Origin of the sequence: Streptomyces niveiscabiei (assembly GCF_033794345.1) — a bacterium.
Classification (GTDB): Bacteria; Actinomycetota; Actinomycetes; order Streptomycetales; family Streptomycetaceae; genus Streptomyces; species Streptomyces niveiscabiei.
Genome location: NZ_JARAYJ010000066.1, coordinates 1 through 15,439, shown reverse-complemented (window position 1 = coordinate 15,439; position 15,439 = coordinate 1). Strand labels below are relative to the sequence as shown.

Genomic DNA, 15,439 nt, shown 5'->3' with positions numbered 1-15,439 from the left:
TCATTTGCCCTCTCGGGAGAGCCGCTGGATCGGCAGGACGCAGATCAGGACGAGCAGCATGAGGACGACGGCGAGTGCGGAGGCGAGCCCGACCTGGCGCTGGGCGAAGGCGAGCCGGTAGATCTCCAGGCCCGGCACGGTCGTCGAGGTCCCGGGCCCGCCGCTGGTGGAGATGTAGACGATGTCGAAGCTGGCGAGTGCGGCGATGACGGTCACCGTGAGGCAGATCCCGATCTCGCGGCGCAGGCTCGGCAGGGTGACGGCGAAGAACTCGCGCACGGAACCGGCCCCGTCGATGCGCGCGGCCTCGTACAGCGCCGGGTCGATCTTGCTCATGCCGGTGACGAGGAGGATCGTGCACAGGCCGAGCATCACCCAGGCCCCGATGATCCCGACGGCGGGCAGCGCCGTACCGAACTCGCCGAGCCAGGCCCGCGTGTGGCGGCCGAGGCCGATCGCGTCCATGACCTGGTTGACCATGCCGGTCGTGCTGAGGACCCAGCTCCAGGCGATGCCGGCGGCGACGAGCGGGATGACCTGCGGGAGGAAGAGGACGGTCCGGGCGGCCGTACCGAGCGCGCCGGTGCTGACGCGGTGGATGAGGCTCGCGACGAACAGGCCGAGGACGACGGGGACGAAGCTGAAGAAGACGATCAGCACGAACGCGTGCCCGATGATCTCCAGGAGGTCGGGATCGGTGAGCACGGTCCGGTAGTTGTCGAGCCCGACCCACTCCGAGGGGCCGATGCCGTCCCAGCGGTAGAGGGAGTACTGAAAGGTCGTCAGGAGGGGCTTGAGGACGAAGAACCCGTACACGGCGAGGGCGGGGACGACGAACAGCCAGCCGCTCCAGCGCGTCCCCGGCCGCCGCCTCGCGGCCACACCGCCGGCCGCGGAAGGCAGCGACCGCGCTTCCTTCTCGACCACGGTGCTCACCGCGACAGCTCCTTCGCGTACTCCTTCTGTACGGCCTTCACGTACCCCTCGGGCGTCTGCTGCCCCACGATCAGCTTCTGGAGCTCGGGCGTGATGGCCGACGCGAAGATGGACCCGGTCGCGTTGGCGGTGAAGTCGACCGCCCCGTTCTCGGCGCCGAGCCGCTGCGAGGCGGCGAGGGTGGACGCGAGCACCGTGCCCGCCTTGGCCTGCGGTACGGCGAGGTCGGCGGGCCCGCCGGGGCTGGAGCCGCCGACGTCGACGAGGATCTTGCGGGCCTTGGCGTCCGTGTGCAGCCAGTTGAGGAAGTACGCGGCCTCGTCGGGATGCTTCGCGCGGGCCCCGATCCCGAAGGTGTTCGGCGAGGACATCGCGACGTGCCGGCCCCCGGTCTTCTCGGCCGGGAAGAGGAAGAAGCCGACGTTGCCGGGCATCTTCTTATCGAGGTTGGCCGACTCCCAGTCCCCGTTGAACATGAACAGTCCCCGGCCCTTGGTGAAGTCACCGACCATGGTGGTGTAGTCCATGGCGTTGGCGTCCTTGGTGAAGTACCCGGCCTTCGCCCACTTCTCGATGGTCTCGGCGGCCTTGAGGGGCGCCGGGGTGTCGAAGGTGGCGCCGGTCTTCTGGAAGATCCAGTCGTTGACCTGGGCGGGGTCGGTGAACTGGTTCTGGAGCGCCTGGTAGGGGAAGTTGATGCCGGCGGTGTTCTTGTTGAACTGCACGATCGGCTGGACGCCCGCCCGCTTGGCCTGGGCGAGCAGCGCCTCGAACTCGGCGACGCTCCCGGGCACCCCGCTCATGCCCGCTTTCTTCGCGAGGTCCTTGTTGTAGAAGACGCCGGTGACGCTGTACCCGAGCCCGGCGCCGTACAGGGGCCCCGAGCCGCGCTGACCCGCCTTGTCGACCCGGAGTTGCGCGAGCTGGGAGGCGGGGAACTTGTCCCACCCGTACGCCCGGAAATAAGGGTCGAGGTCCTTCAGCAGGTTGTCCTTGACCAGGTCGACCATGGTCGGCAGCCGCATGATGTCCGGCGCGTTGTCCCCGGCCAGGACGCGCGGCGCGTTCTCGACGAGCACCGTGAACTGGTCCTCGCGCACCTTGAAGGTGACGTTCGGATGCTGCCGGGTGAACTCGTCCGCCAGCGCCTTGGCCAGCGGGAACCCGGTCTCGGCGTACATCTGGAGCGTGACCTTGCCGGTGCCGAGCGAGGTGCTGACAGCCGTGTCGCCGGAGGCGGCCGGGGCGTCGGAGCCGGGGGCACTGCACGCGGCTGCGAGGAATATCAGGGGAACCATCAGGGCCGGCCAGAGTTTCGCCGTGCCTTCGTACATGGAGCACTCCTTGCCTGGGTCACGAGGGGGTCCAGACGGTTGCCGAGGCGGCTTTCATCGGTGCTAAATAGATTTAGCAGCGAGCATGAGCCCTGCCCAGGACCCTGTCAAGAACCGTGCGGAGGACCGCATTTGAGCCGACGACGCGTCACCATGACCGACGTGGCCCGCCGGGCGGGGGTGTCGCCGACCACGGCGTCCTTCGTCCTCGCCGGCCGCCGCGACATGCGCATCTCGGGCGACGCCGAGGACCGGGTACGGCGCGCCGCGCGCGAACTCGGCTACCGGCCCAACCTCACCGCGCGCGGCCTGCGCACGTCGGTGACCAGGACCGTCGCCCTGATCTCCGACACCATCGCGACGACCCAGTTCGCGGGCGAGGTCATCCACGGCGCCCTCGACGCGGCGGGCGCCCGCGAGCACGTCCTGTTCGTCGCGGAGACCGAGGGGGACGCGCAGACGGAGACCCGGCTCGTCGAGGGGATGCTGGACCGGCAGGTGGACGGGTTCGTGTACGCCACGATGTACAGCCGCGAGGTCCGGTTGCCCGCCGCCCTGCGGGACGCCCGGGTGGTGCTGCTCAACTGCTACGAGCGGGACGCGCGGGCGCCGAGCGTCCTGCCGGACGAGGTGAACGCGGGGCGGGACGCGGCGCGCGTGCTGCTCGACGCCGGGCACCGCCACGGCGTGCACGTCATCGGCGGGCGCCATGTGACGGACGCGACGCCGGACGGGGTGTGGGCGGGGCGGGAGCGGATGCGGGGCGTCGAGGAGGTGCTCGCGGGGGCGGGCGTACGGGTCGAGGGGGTCGCCGAGTGCGACTGGCAGCCCGAGGACGGGCACCGGGAGGTGGGGCGGCTGCTGGCGGCGGGGACCGTGCCGCGTGCGCTGGTCTGCCTCAACGACCGGCTGTCGCTGGGGGCTTACCAGGCGCTCCAGGAGGCGGGGCTGCGGGTGCCGGACGACGTGTCGGTGGTGTCGTTCGACGACTCGGACCTCGCGGTGTGGGTGCGTCCGCGGTTGACGAGTGTGGCGCTGCCGCACTACCGGCTGGGGCGGACCGCCGTGGAACTGCTGCTGGACGGCGGGGCGGAGCCGGTCGTCCAGCGGGTGCCGATGCCGGTGATGCTGCGGGCTTCGCATGCGCGGCCCCGTGGCTGACGGAGGCTCGGCCACGAGCCCGGCGCGGGTTCTCAGCGCGGCGGGCGCAGTCCCCCGTCGGGGGTCCAGCGCACGGGGACGGGGTCCGAGAGTTCCCCCACGAACGCCCCGTCCCGCTCGTCGACGAACCCGATGAGCCGCCAACTGCCGTCGCCCGCCTGGACGAGGCGGGGCGCGTAGAGGTCCGGGCCGGGTACGGGGATCGCCGCCGCCGGGTCCCAGGGGCCCAGCGTCGACGGGCCGGGAATCGCCCACAGGCGGCCCTCGTCCACGCGCGGGTGCGGGGTGTTGGTGCAGAACAGCAGCAGTGGCTGTCCGTCGACGACGGCGACCTGCGGCACCTCCAGGTGGCCGAAACCGGCGGGTCGCGTGAGGGGTGGGCCCACGGTCCAGTCGAGGAGGTCGGCCGAGCGGGCGTGGCCGATGACGCCCCGGCCCTCGGCGGGGCCCTGGCCGGCGCGCGCCGTGATCAGCATGTGCCAGCCCTCCCCCGCCGGGTCGGGGAACACCCAGGGGTCGCGCCACGCCTCCTCGTACCAGGTGCCGGCGCCGAGGCGTTCGTACCAGGCCGGGTCGGCCTCGACGAGGGGCTTGTCGCCGTGGCGGTGCCAGGTGTGGAGGTCGTCGGAGGTCGCGAGGCCGATGCGCTGGACGAGGCCGTTCTCGGCGCGGCTCACTCCCGTGTAGTAGAGGTGCCAGCGGCCGTCGGGGGCGCGGACCACGCAGCCCGTCCAGGTGGCGAGGTCGTCCCAGGCGGGTCCGTCGGCGGCGGTCAGCGCGTCGGCGGTGAGGTGCCAGGTGCGCAGGTCGTCGGAGATCGCGTGGCCGACCGAGGCGCGGTGGTGGTGGCGGGCGGGGTCCAGGAGGGCGCGGGACGCTCTGAGGAAGAAGGCGTGGTGGCGGTCCTCGTCGTCCCGCGTGTACCAGCTGTCCCACACCCAGTGATCGGGCAAGCGCAACATCGACGTGCCTCTCGCTCGCGGACGCTGCGGGAAAGCTAGCAGGCTAAATCGTTTTATCAAAGGGCTGTTCCGGGAGGCGCTGCGACGGACCCGCGGACCCGCAGGGGCATCGGCACCCACTGCACGCCGGGTTCGCGGCCCGGGTCGAGCAGGGTCTCCACGGCCAGCCGGCCCATCCGCTCGTGCGGCAGCGCGGCCGTCGTCAGCCCTGGGCGCAGCCATGCCGCGATCGGGTCGTCGTCGAAGGAGACCACGGAGACGTCCCCCGGCACGGACAGTCCCGCCTCGGCCAGCGCCTGGTAGGCGCCGAGGGCCAGCCGGTCGTTCATGCAGACGACGGCCCCTGGCGGGGTGCGGCGGCTCAGCAGGCCGCGCATCGCCTCGTACCCGTCGCCGGGCTGCCACTCGGCGGCCCCGCCGCCGGGGGTGAGGCGGACTCCGTACGGCTCCAGCGCGCGCCGGATGCCGCGCAGGCGGGGGCCGGCGGCGAGGGAGCGGCGGGGGTCGCGTTCGACGGCGCCGGCCCGGCCGAGCACGGCGATACGGCGGTGGCCGTGCTCCAGGAGGAGCGTCGCCACGTCGTGGCCCGCGCGTTCGTCGTCCGGGAGGATCGCGGGCACCGGTTCGGTGCTGTCGGCGTTGAGGAGGACCGTGGGGCGGCTCGCCATCGCCGGGGGCACGGTCAGGCGGCGGCACGCCATGGCCGCGTACACGAACCCGTCGATCTGGCGGTCCAGCATCGCTTCCACGGCCTGCCGTTCGGCCTGCGGGTCGCCCTGGGTCTCGGCGATCAGCAGGACGTGGTCGCGTTCGCGGGCCGCTTCGAGGGCGCCGCGGATCATGTCGCCGGCGAAGCGGGTGGTGGCGACGACGTCCGAGATGAAGGCGATCGTCGCGGTCTTGCGGGTCCGCAGGCTGCGGGCGGCGACGTTGGGCCGGTAGCCGAGTTCCTCGGCGGCGGCGAAGACCCGGTCCTGTGCCTCCTGCGAGATCCGGGTGCCGGGGCGCCGGTTGAGGACCAGGGACGCCGCCGTCACCGACAGCCCCGCGTGCCGTGCCACGTCGGCCAGTGTCACTCTTCCCCGCACCATGGGTCGCTCCTCCCGCGCGGGCCCATCTTCGCAGGCGGCTGCTTCCTCGTGCCGTCGCCGGGTGCGGCACGAGGAAGCGGCCACCGGGTCAGGCGGCCGTGGACAGCAGGTCGTCGAGCCGGATCGAGGACAGGACCTCCACGGTGTGCCGGCCGCCCCGGCCCACGAGGGCGATCCGCCCGTCCCAGCCCGCGACCACCACCCGGTCGCCGTCCCAGGGGAGCATGCAGGACAGGCCCTGCCCGAACTCGTCGACGACCCGGCCCGAGGCGAGGGTCGCGGTGCTGTCCGTCCAGTCGATCTCCCAGGCGTACAGGTGGAAGTCGTAGGAGCCGGCGAGGACGACGGGACGGTCCGGGGTGCCGAGGAGGCCGACGCACTTCACGGACTCGTCGGGGCCGAGGAGGGTCTGTACGCCGGTGGCGCGGCCCTCGGACAGGCGGCCCACCTTCACGGTGTGGTCCCGCGACGCACTGGCCACGACGGCTCCGGCGAGCTGGGCGACGGCGTTGACGAGGTTGCCGTGTTCCCACAGGGACGCGCGGTCGGCGTAGGCTCCGGCGGCCACGGTCCGGTCGGTCGCCGCCGACAGGAACCCGGGGCCGTCGAGGGAGACGAGGGACTTCACCGAGCCGCCGTGCGCCTCGTGGCGGTCGATCACCTCCAGCGTGCCGGGGTCGAGGGCGACCAGTTCGCCGTTGTAGGTGCCGGCCATCAGGACGTCGCCGTCCAGGCACAGGGACGGCACGGGCGCGCCGAGGGGCTCGCCCACGGCCCGTACGCCGTCGTCGGGTCCGCCGGTCCAGCTGATCACCCTGCCGTCGTAGGTCCCGGCGTAGAAGGTGTCCGCGCGGACGGCCAGGGCGAGGACGGGGCCGTCGGTGACCTGGTGGACCTGGGCGGGGGCCCGCGGGTCGTCGGGGTCGAGGGCGAGGACCGCGCCGGAGTCGCAGCCGACGAGGAGCTGATGGCCTCTGCGGGCCAGCGCGTTGGGGCCGTAGGTGGGGGTGGTGGGCGCGGACAGTTCGCGGCCGTCGTCCAGGGCGAGGAGGTGGGGTGCGCCCCAGAAGCTGCCGGCGGCGACGAGGCCGCCGGCGGTGGAGACGGACCTCGGCCAGATGCGGGCGTCGTCGATCTGGCGCAGCCGGCGCCCGGAGCGGTCGTAGAAGTGCAGGCCGCCTTCGTAGGCGCCGACGATGAGGGTGTGGCCGTCGTCGGACCACTCGACGCTGCGGGCGGCGGACCGGGAGACCTGGAGGCTGGTGAGGGGCTCCAGGGCCCGGGAGAGCACCTCGACCGTGCCGTCGTCGCGGGCGATGGCGAGGGCCGTGCCGTCGGGGGACCAGGAGCAGCCCTCGACGGACGACGCGTAGCGGCGGGTCACGGGCGGTGTGCCGTCGTCGGGGGCGGTGACGGAGACGAGGCCGTCCTCGCCGACGGTGGCGACCAGGCCCTGGGCGCTGACGGAGACCATCATGCAGTGCGCGGTGTGGGAGCCGATCTCGGAGAGGAAGGCGCCGGTGCGGGCGTCCCAGACCGTGGCGCGGCCGTCTTCGGAGACGCAGATGAGTCTGCGGCCGTCCGGCATCCAGGCGACGGAGTTGATGTCGTCGGTGTGCCGGGCGAGGACGGTGACGAGGCTGCTGGCCCCGTCGTCGGCCACGTGCCAGACGGCGGCGGTCTTGTCGGCCGACGCGGTCGCGAGGAGACCGGGGTCGGCCGGGTTCCACGCCGAGGAGTTGACGAGGCGGCGGTGTTTGAGGCTGGCCAGGCGGGCCACGTCGTCGGGGGTGCTGGTGTCCCAGATGATCACCGTGCCGTCGTAGGAGGCGGTCGCCAGGCGGCGGGCGTCGGCGCGGAGGGCGACGTGGGTGAGGGGGGCGGCGTGCCCCGTCGGGCTTTCGGGCAGGTCGATTGCGCGCATGGGTGTCCCTTGAGTGGTGGGCTGAAGGGTTATTCGCCGAACGTGATGCCGGGGGCGCCGGGTACGGGGCGCAGCAGCGCGCCGTCCGGGGTGTGCTCGACGGTGGCGTGTTCGACCGTGGCGGGTGCGGGGGCGCCGGCGAGGAGGACGGACCAGTCGGGGACCGGCCGGTCGGGGGTGACGCGGGTGCGGCCGTCGGCGTGTTCGACGGTGAAGGAGGCGCTGAGCGTGCCGTCGGGGGCGACGATGCCGGTCGTCGTGAGGGGCGTCGCGGGCGGGGTGTGCAGGCGCAGGGTGACGCCTGCGGCGTAGTCGTACTCGGGGGTGTCGTCGACGGCGCCGATGGGCAGGACGGTGCCGGGGCGGACCAGCAGGGGCAGGCTGTCGAAGCCGTGCTGTTCGTCGACCCAGCGGGGGCCGGTGATGTTCTCGCCGGTCAGGAGGCTGGTCCAGGTGCCCGCGGGGACGTAGTAGCGGACGTGTCCCTCGGCGTTGAAGACGGGGGCGACCAGGAGGGAGTCGCCCAGCATGTACTGGGTCTCCAGGTAGGCGCAGGCCGGGTCGTCGGGGAACTCCAGGATCATCGGGCGCATCATGGGCAGGCCCTCGGTGTGGGCCTCGTCGGCGATGCGGGCGAGGTAGGGCATGAGGCGCATCTTGAGGCGGGTGAAGTCGCGCAGGACGCTCACGGACTCCTCGTCGATCGTCCACGGCACCCGGTAGGAGGAGCCGCCGTGCAGGCGGCTGTGGGAGGAGAGCAGCCCGAAGGCGATCCACCGTTTGAAGACGGCGGCGTCGGGCCGGCCGGTGAACCCGCCGATGTCGTGGCTCCAGTAGCCGAACCCGGACAGGCCCAGGGAAAGGCCGCCGCGCAGGCTCTGGGCCATGCCCTCGAAGGTGGCCTCGCCGTCGCCGCTCCAGTGCACCGGGAAGCGCTGGGTGCCGGCCGCGGCGGCGCGGGCGAACAGCACGGCGTCGCCGTGTCCCCGGTGGCGTTCGAGGACGCCGAAGACGACCTCGTTGTAGAGGTGGGCGTAGTGGTTGTGCATCCGCTCGGGGTCGGAGCCGTCGAAGTACTCGACGTCCAGGGGGATGCGCTCCCCGAAGTCCGTCTTGAAGCTGTCGACGCCCATGTCGAGGAGGGCGCCGAGCTTGTCCTCGAACCAGGTGCGGGCGGCCGGGTTGGTGAAGTCGACGACGGCCAGGCCGGGTTGCCACCGGTCCCACTGCCACACCCCGCCGCCCTGCCTGCGCAGCAGGTAGCCGGCCCGTCTGCCCTCCTCGAAGAGGGGCGAGTGCTGGGAGATGTAGGGGTTGATCCAGAGGCAGATCCTGAGGCCGCGTTCCTTGAGGCGTTTCAGCATGCCCGGCGGGTCGGGGAAGGCGTCCTCGTCCCAGGCGAAGTCGCACCACTGGTAGCCGCGCATCCAGAAGCAGTCGAAGTGGAACACCGACAGCGGCAGTTCCCGTTCGGCCATGCCGTCGATGAACGAGGTGACGGTGTCCTCGTCGTAGGAGGTGGTGAACGAGGTCGACAGCCACAGCCCGTACGACCAGGCGGGCAGCCGGGCCGGGCGGCCGGTGAGCGCGGTGTAGCGGCGCAGGATGTCCTTGGGGGTGGGGCCGTGGACGACGTAGTAGCGCAGTCTCTGGCCGGGCACGCTGAACTGGACGCGTGCGACGGCCTCGGAGGCCACCTCGTAGGACACCTTGCCGCTGTGGTGGACGAAGACCCCGTAGCCGGCGTCGGTGAGGTAGAACGGCACGTTCTTGTAGGCCTGTTCGGTGGACGTGCCGCCGTCGGCGTTCCAGATGTCGACGGACTGGCCGTTGCGCACGAGCGGCCCGAAGCGTTCGCCGAGCCCGTAGACGTGCTGTCCGACGCCGAGGTCGAGCTGTTCGCGGATATACGGCGTCCCGTCGGAGTCGATGACGGCCATCGCCCGGTCGCCGCTGCGGGTCAGGACCCGGCCCCCGGCGAGGAAGTCCATGCTCCAGGTGTCGCCGCGCGTGAACCGCACGGACAGGTCGCCGCTGGTGAGGACGGCGGCCTCGTCGTCGACCGTCACGTCGACGGGGGCGGCGCGGGAGAGGTCCAGGTCGAGTTCGGGGCCGGCCGGGGGGTCGCCGTAGAAGTGGCTGATGTCGACGGCGATGACGTCGGGCATGGGGCTGGTGCAGCGGACGGTGACGACGGGGCCGCTGGTGAGGTCGCCCTTGGTCTTCAGCTGTTTGACGGGGGCGAGGACGGTCAGGGAGTCGGGGGTGGGGGTGACGCGGTACACCTGTGCGGGATGGACCGCCGCGGTGCCTTCGCGCCACAGCCAGTACCCGTCGGTGAACTTCATGGGGTGTCACTCTCCTCGGGAATGCGGAAAGTTCAGTTCCCGGCGCTCTCGTAGCGCCGTAGGCCGCGGTGGAACACGGACCGGGCCAGCAGGTGGAGCAGGACGGCGGCGACCGGGGCGGCCGGCAGGACCCACAGGGAGGTGTCGCCGGTCAGCGCGGTCACCGGGAGGTAGGTGACGAACGCGAACGGGAGGGGGAAGAAGAACGCCGCCGACAGCAGGCGGGGGTACAGGTGCAGGGGGAAGCGGGCCAGGTCGGTGAACTGCTGGACGAGGAACGGGACGTTGTTCACCTCGCGGAACCAGAAGGCCAGGGACGCCGAGGCCAGGTTGACGGAGCCGTAGATCACGCTGCCGCAGGCCACGCACATCAGCAGGACGGGGAGCGTCCACATGCTCAGGTCGAGGTGGCCGGCGGCGAGGCCCATGGCGACGCAGCCGACGGCGAGGTCGCCGAGGCCGTGCAGGCTGACGTTGCGGGTGTAGAGGTGCAGGACCGGGTCGACGGGGCGCAGCAGGAGGGCGTCGAGCTCGCCCTTGCGGATCAGCTCGACGAGTTTCCACACGCCGTCGAAGAGGAGGACGTTGAGGCCGAGGGGCGCGGTGGCCAGGCCGTACAGGAAGATCATCTTCCAGGTGGTCCAGCCCTCCACGGCGGGGGTGCGGCGCAGCAGGACGAGCATGAAGGCCAGCCAGGTGCCCTGGCGCAGGAGCGCGGAGACGATCTGGAGGGCGAGGTCGGCGCGGTAGGCGGACTTGGCGCGGTACTGGAGGCGCAGGAGCAGCGCGAAGTGCCGTACGGCGTACGCCCGTTGCTCAGCCGCCATAGCTGTCCAGCCGCCGGAAGCCACGCTGGAGGAGCAGGGCCGTCACGCCCGCGAGGACGGCGAGCCAGGCGATCTGGACGGCGACGAGCCCCGCCGCCTCGCCGGTTTCGACGCGGCCGAAGTAGATGAGGGTGGGGGTGTTGAAGGAGCCCTGGAAGGGCAGCGCGTAGGCGATCGCGCGCAGCCAGTCGGGGAGCATCTGGAGGGGGAACATGGCGCCGGACAGCAGGAGCGCGAGGGCCTGGCGGCAGGCGATGAGGCCGAGGACGTTGGTCGTCCAGAAGCAGATGACGCCGGTGGTGACCGCGATGGCCGCCTTGAGGGCGATGGCTAGCAGGAAGGAGAGGACCAGCAGGGTGCGCGTGCCGCTCGCGGGGGCGACGGCCGGGAGGACCGTCAGGACGGCCGCCGCGAGGCAGACGCCGACGGAGAGGAGTTCCATCAGCAGGGCTGCGGTCAGTTCGGAGGCCCGCAGGGTCAGGTAGTGGACGGGCTTGAGGAGTTCCATGGAGACGCTGCCGTCGCGGATGCTCGCCGAGACGCGTTCCTCGGTGCCGAACGAGAGGATCAGCGTCAGCAGGAAGGACATCAGGAGGTAGGTCCGCATCTGCGGCCAGTCGTAGCCGGACCGGGTCTGCCCGTCGCCCATGATGGCGCGCCAGATGTAGAAGAGCACCGCGATCTGGACCAGGCCGATGAGGACGCCGACCACGTACCGGCCCCGGTACATGAAGGCTTCCTGGGCGGCGGCGCCGACCAGGCTGCGGAAGGCCGTCACGGGAGGTCACCGCCGCCGCTCGCCGTGGTGGCGCGCGGGCGGAAGAGGCGCTGCACGATGTGTTCCAGGGTGGGTTCGCGCAGTTCGAAGTCGACGATCTCGTGGTCGCGCATGATGGCGCCGACCAGGTGCGCCGCGCTTGTGGTGTTGCGGTCGAAGGCGCAGGACAGGCGCTGCCGGTCGAGGACCTCGCAGGTGACGCCGGTCGCGCGGACCGTGCGGGCGACCTCGTCGGCGTCCTCGGTGGCGGGCACGGTCAGGACGAGACGGCGGTCGGCGGCGAGGCGCTGCTTCACGCTCGCGATGTCGTCGTCGAGGACCTTGCTGCCGTGGTCGAGGATGATCAGCCGCCGGCACATGCCCTCGATGTCGGCCATGTCGTGGCTGGTCAGGAAGACGGTCGTGCCCTGCCGCTGGTTGAGGTGGCGGATGAACTGGCGTACGGCGGCCTTGGAGTTGACGTCGAGTCCGCCGGTCGGCTCGTCGAGGAAGACCAGCTTCGGGTCGTGCAGCAGGGCGGCGGCGAGGTCGGCGCGCATGCGCTGGCCCAGGGAGAGCTGGCGGACGGGGACGGACAGGAACTCGCCGAGTTCGAGGAGGTCGGTGAAGAGGGCCAGGTTGGCGCGGTAGGCCGCCTGCGGGATCTCGTACATGCTGGCGAGGGTCTTGAACGAGTCGGCGACCGGGAGGTCCCACCACAGGGAGGTGCGGTGGCCGAAGACGGCGCCGATGCCGCGGACGTGGCGTCTGCGGTCGCGGTGCGGTTCCAGGCCGTTCACGCGGACGTGGCCGGCGGTCGGGGTCATCAGACCGGTGAGGATCTTGATGGTGGTGGACTTCCCGGCGCCGTTGGAGCCGAGGTAGCCGACCGAGTCGCCGGGCTCCACCTCGAAGCCGACCCCGTCGAGCGCCGTCTTCGCCCGGTACCGGGGGTGCAGGAAGTGCTTGAGCGTGCCTGCCGGTCCTGGTTCCTTCTGCGGAATCCGGTACTCCTTGCGGAGACCGCGTACCTCGATGGCCTTCATGCCTCTCCTCGGTACTGGCCGGTGGGTGCCGGGCCCCGCCGGCCGACGGGGCCCGGAGGGGTCAGCCGGCTGCCGCGAGCCGGAACCCGATGTCGTGGGGTGTCTCGTCGTAGGCCGCGTGGCGGCGGGCGCAGCGGGCGAGGTCGCGGTTGTGGCGCCAGGAGCCACCGCGCGTCACGTGCGGGTCGCTCGCCCAGTTCTCGGCGGGCGGCACGCTCGCCGGGGCGCCCGGGTACGGCTCGTACAAGGTCGACGTCCATTCGTCGACGTTGCCCGCCATGTCGAGGGTGCCGAAGGGGCCGGCGCCGGACGGGAAGGAGCCGACGGGCACAGGGCCGCCGTTCCCGGCGGTCAGCAGGTTGGCGTGGGCGTCGTCGAAGCGGTCGCCCCAGGGGTAGACGCGGGCGTCGTCGCCGCGGGCCACGCGCTCCCACTCGGTCTCGGAGGGGAGCCGTACGGGCAGGCCGGTGCGGTCGGCGAGCCAGGCGCAGTACTCGGTGGCCGTCTTCCAGTCGACGCCGGTGACCGGGTGGTCGTCGGCGGGCTGTGCGGCCAGCCCCTGTTCGCGGGCGAAGGGCGCCCACTGGGCGCGGGTCACCGTCGTACGGCTGATCGCGAACTGCGGGACGGTCAGCTCGACGCGGGGGCACTCCTTGAGGAACCAGTCCGCCGGGATGCCGAGGTCGGCGTGGTCGCGTACCAGTCCGGGTACGTCCCGCTCGTCCGTCCCCCGCACGAGGACCCCGGCCGGGACGGTGACCCAGTCGATGTCCGGAAGCGCTGCTCGGGTCATGCGAGTACCTGCCTGTTCTGTTCTCGGATGTCTCGTCACGCGGGCCCGCTGGAGCGGACGCTGTGCCACACCCGGTTGTCCGTCGCCAGCTCCAGGACGGCCCGCCAGCCGGCGGCGCCCTGGAGCACCTCGAACACCAGGAGCGTGCACCAGCCGTCCCTTATACCGAGGTGGCGCCACTCGGGGGAAACCGCGGTACGGGCGATCCGGGCCGCCTCCAGGCCGAGAACCGCGAGGGCGAGCCGCCGGGTACGGCTGCCGCGCCCCGCCAGTAACAGGGCGGGCGGTACGGCGAGTTGGGCCACGATGCTCGCGCCCGTCATGCCGAGCGCGACGCGGCCCGCCGGGGTCAGGCGCGGTGACGGGAGGTGTTTCAGCGCGGCGAGCTGGCCGCGCAGCCAGCGCACGCGTTGCCTCAGCGCGGTGGCCAGTTCGTCGATCGGCGCGCCGTAGGAGAAGTTCGCGAGGAACCGGACGTTTGGGCTGTGCCGGCTCGCGAACATCGACCAGACGAAGCACTCCTCGGCCTCGTCCTCGATGAAGCCGCCGGTCTTCGCGAGGAACGTGGTGCTGACGTAGACGGAACTGCCCTGGAGGAACGCGGTGCCCAGGCGCCGCTGGAGGAAGATCATCGACGCGATGTGGGTGGCGTTCTCGGCGGCGATCGTGCGGCCCACCCAGGTGCGGGACTCCTGGAACTCGAACGCCTCGACGATGTCGGCGCCCTCCTCGAACTCCCGGACCACGTCGGTGAGTTGCGTCGGGCCCGGCATGACGTCCGCGTCCAGGAACAGGACGATGTCGTGGGCGCCGAGTCCGTCCAGGGCGTGGTTCAGGGCGCGGCCCTTGGGGCGCATGTCCGGTACGGGCCACACGCGCGATCTCGGGTCGAAGCCCGCCTCGGCCAGGGCGGCGAAGGCGGTGCGTGCGGGGTTCTCGCTGCGGGTGTCGCCCTCGGGGATCAGCCAGAGGATCGTGACGTGCTCCCGGGGGTAGTCGAGGCGGAGCATGCCGGTGGCCGAGCGTTCGCAGGTCTCCAGGGATTCGCGGTACATCGGGACGAGGATCACGATGTCGGCGGGGGTGGGGTTCGTGGTGGGGGTGTCGCGGTCCGGCCTGCGTTCCATGGTGGGGATCAGGAAGCCGGTCACGCGGATTCCCCGACGAGGTCGATGGTGTGGCCGCCCAGTTCCGCCTTGACCCTCAGGTACTGCGTATTGCGTTCCGTGCGGAATACCCGGGTGGCCTGGATTCCCTCGATCTCTATGCCCTGCGCTTCGAGCTGGCGCACCTTGTCGGGGTTGTTGGTGAGCAGGCGTACCCGGGGAATTCCGAGGGCGCGCAGCATCTGTGCGGCGGGCAGGTATTCCCGTAGGTCGTCCGCGAATTCCAGGGCGCGGTTGGCGGCGAAGGTGTCGAGGCCCGCTTCGTCCTGGACCCGATATGCGTCCAGCTTGTTGTAGAGGCCGATTCCCCGGCCCTCCTGGCGCAGGTACAGGAGAATTCCCCCGGCGCCGGCGAACGTCTCCACCGCCTCTCCGAGCTGCGGTCCGCAGTCGCAGCGCGCCGAGCCGAAGACGTCGCCCGTGAGGCACTCCGAGTGCACGCGGACGAGGGGGGCGGGTGCGGTGGCGGGCGTCGCGTCGCCCGGGAAGACGACCGCGATATGTTCCCGGCCGTCGGCGAGTCCGCTGAAACTCACCATTTCCGCGGTATGCCACGACCCGTCGTCGATATGTACGGGGACATCCACCCGAGTTCGAATGACAACCTTGTCACTATTCTCGGAAACCCCTCTCTTCCTGCCACTGTTGTCGACGGTCTGCGTGAAACTATGCCCTCCTGTTACAGGCATGGCAAGGCCCCCTCTCCATCCACCGATTCGACTTGACGGAACACTAACAGGGCTGATGTTGCGGGTGTCAACGATCACCCGGCCAGGGTGGCCGGTTCACGTGTCCCGGAGATGTCACGGGCACGCAATCGATTTCCGTCGAATCGACAGCCGAGCTGCCTGTTCCCTTGGGGCCCACTTCCGCTTTTGGGCGACCGCTGGATTCCGGTTGGCTTGTTCGATGGATCATCGAATTGATCCACAGGATGGCCGAAGGCGGACGAATCGATGAAAACCGATCGAGCGAACCTCGCGGTGCCGAAGTGCCTAGTGCCGCATCAGGCAACGTTCGCCCTGTTGACGACCTCGCGGAGGAGTTCGTCGGCGGCGTGCTTGTTTCGCCAGATGATGTAGCGGCGGATCATG

The 15,439-nt window shown here is 71.3% G+C and carries 13 protein-coding genes and 1 pseudogene; 1 reads left to right on the top strand and 13 read right to left on the bottom strand.

Annotated features, from left to right (window positions below; genetic code table 11):
• Positions 1 to 936: a carbohydrate ABC transporter permease gene (locus PV682_RS42355; RefSeq protein ID WP_319738018.1), complete on the bottom strand. Its 936-nt coding sequence runs from the start codon at positions 934 to 936 to the stop codon at positions 1 to 3.
• On the bottom strand, positions 933 to 2,270 hold the full coding sequence (locus PV682_RS42350; protein WP_319738017.1) for an ABC transporter substrate-binding protein: 1,338 nt from the start codon (positions 2,268 to 2,270) through the stop codon (positions 933 to 935). Before PV682_RS42350 ends, PV682_RS42355 begins: the two co-directional genes overlap by 4 nt.
• Positions 2,271 to 2,402: 132 nt before the next feature.
• Here PV682_RS42350 and PV682_RS42345 point away from each other — a divergent pair, with 132 nt between their 5' ends.
• Positions 2,403 to 3,431 carry a LacI family DNA-binding transcriptional regulator gene (locus PV682_RS42345; RefSeq protein WP_319738015.1) on the top strand — a complete coding sequence of 343 codons (1,029 nt, stop codon included), beginning with the start codon at positions 2,403 to 2,405 and terminating at the stop codon, positions 3,429 to 3,431.
• A gap of 32 nt (positions 3,432 to 3,463) precedes the next feature.
• Here the strand turns inward: PV682_RS42345 and PV682_RS42340 are convergent, their stop codons facing one another.
• The 11 genes and pseudogenes from PV682_RS42340 to PV682_RS42290 form a co-directional block, all read right to left on the bottom strand.
• Positions 3,464 to 4,393, bottom strand: a complete 930-nt coding sequence (locus PV682_RS42340; protein WP_319738014.1) for a glycoside hydrolase family protein — start codon at positions 4,391 to 4,393, stop codon at positions 3,464 to 3,466.
• Between the two features lie 56 nt (positions 4,394 to 4,449).
• The gene (locus tag PV682_RS42335; protein ID WP_319738012.1) at positions 4,450 to 5,484 is read right to left on the bottom strand and encodes a LacI family DNA-binding transcriptional regulator; all 1,035 of its coding nucleotides are present in this window, start codon (positions 5,482 to 5,484) and stop codon (positions 4,450 to 4,452) included.
• Positions 5,485 to 5,572: 88 nt separating this feature from the next.
• Complete coding sequence (locus tag PV682_RS42330; protein ID WP_319738011.1) at positions 5,573 to 7,408, bottom strand: WD40 repeat domain-containing protein; 1,836 nt, start codon at positions 7,406 to 7,408, stop codon at positions 5,573 to 5,575.
• A 29-nt stretch (positions 7,409 to 7,437) separates the two neighbouring features.
• On the bottom strand, positions 7,438 to 9,756 hold the full coding sequence (gene yicI, locus PV682_RS42325; protein WP_319738009.1) for an alpha-xylosidase: 2,319 nt from the start codon (positions 9,754 to 9,756) through the stop codon (positions 7,438 to 7,440).
• A 32-nt stretch (positions 9,757 to 9,788) separates the two neighbouring features.
• Entirely contained in the window at positions 9,789 to 10,583 is a 795-nt protein-coding gene (locus PV682_RS42320) for an ABC transporter permease (protein ID WP_319738007.1), read from the bottom strand.
• Positions 10,573 to 11,361 (bottom strand): ABC transporter permease, encoded by a 789-nt coding sequence (locus PV682_RS42315; RefSeq protein ID WP_319738006.1) that lies wholly within the window; start codon positions 11,359 to 11,361, stop codon positions 10,573 to 10,575. The genes PV682_RS42320 and PV682_RS42315 overlap by 11 nt, the downstream gene beginning before the upstream one ends.
• Positions 11,358 to 12,386 (bottom strand): ABC transporter ATP-binding protein, encoded by a 1,029-nt coding sequence (locus tag PV682_RS42310; protein WP_319738005.1) that lies wholly within the window; start codon positions 12,384 to 12,386, stop codon positions 11,358 to 11,360. Before PV682_RS42310 ends, PV682_RS42315 begins: the two co-directional genes overlap by 4 nt.
• Positions 12,387 to 12,447: 61 nt before the next feature.
• On the bottom strand, positions 12,448 to 13,179 hold the full coding sequence (locus PV682_RS42305; protein WP_319738003.1) for a formylglycine-generating enzyme family protein: 732 nt from the start codon (positions 13,177 to 13,179) through the stop codon (positions 12,448 to 12,450).
• Positions 13,180 to 13,214: 35 nt separating this feature from the next.
• Entirely contained in the window at positions 13,215 to 14,330 is a 1,116-nt protein-coding gene (locus PV682_RS42300; RefSeq protein ID WP_319738000.1) for a glycosyltransferase family 2 protein, read from the bottom strand.
• Entirely contained in the window at positions 14,327 to 15,034 is a 708-nt protein-coding gene (locus tag PV682_RS42295) for a GTP cyclohydrolase II (RefSeq protein WP_407705838.1), read from the bottom strand. Before PV682_RS42295 ends, PV682_RS42300 begins: the two co-directional genes overlap by 4 nt.
• Before the next feature lie 317 nt (positions 15,035 to 15,351).
• Positions 15,352 to 15,439: pseudogene (locus PV682_RS42290) on the bottom strand (transposase); the annotation flags it as partial.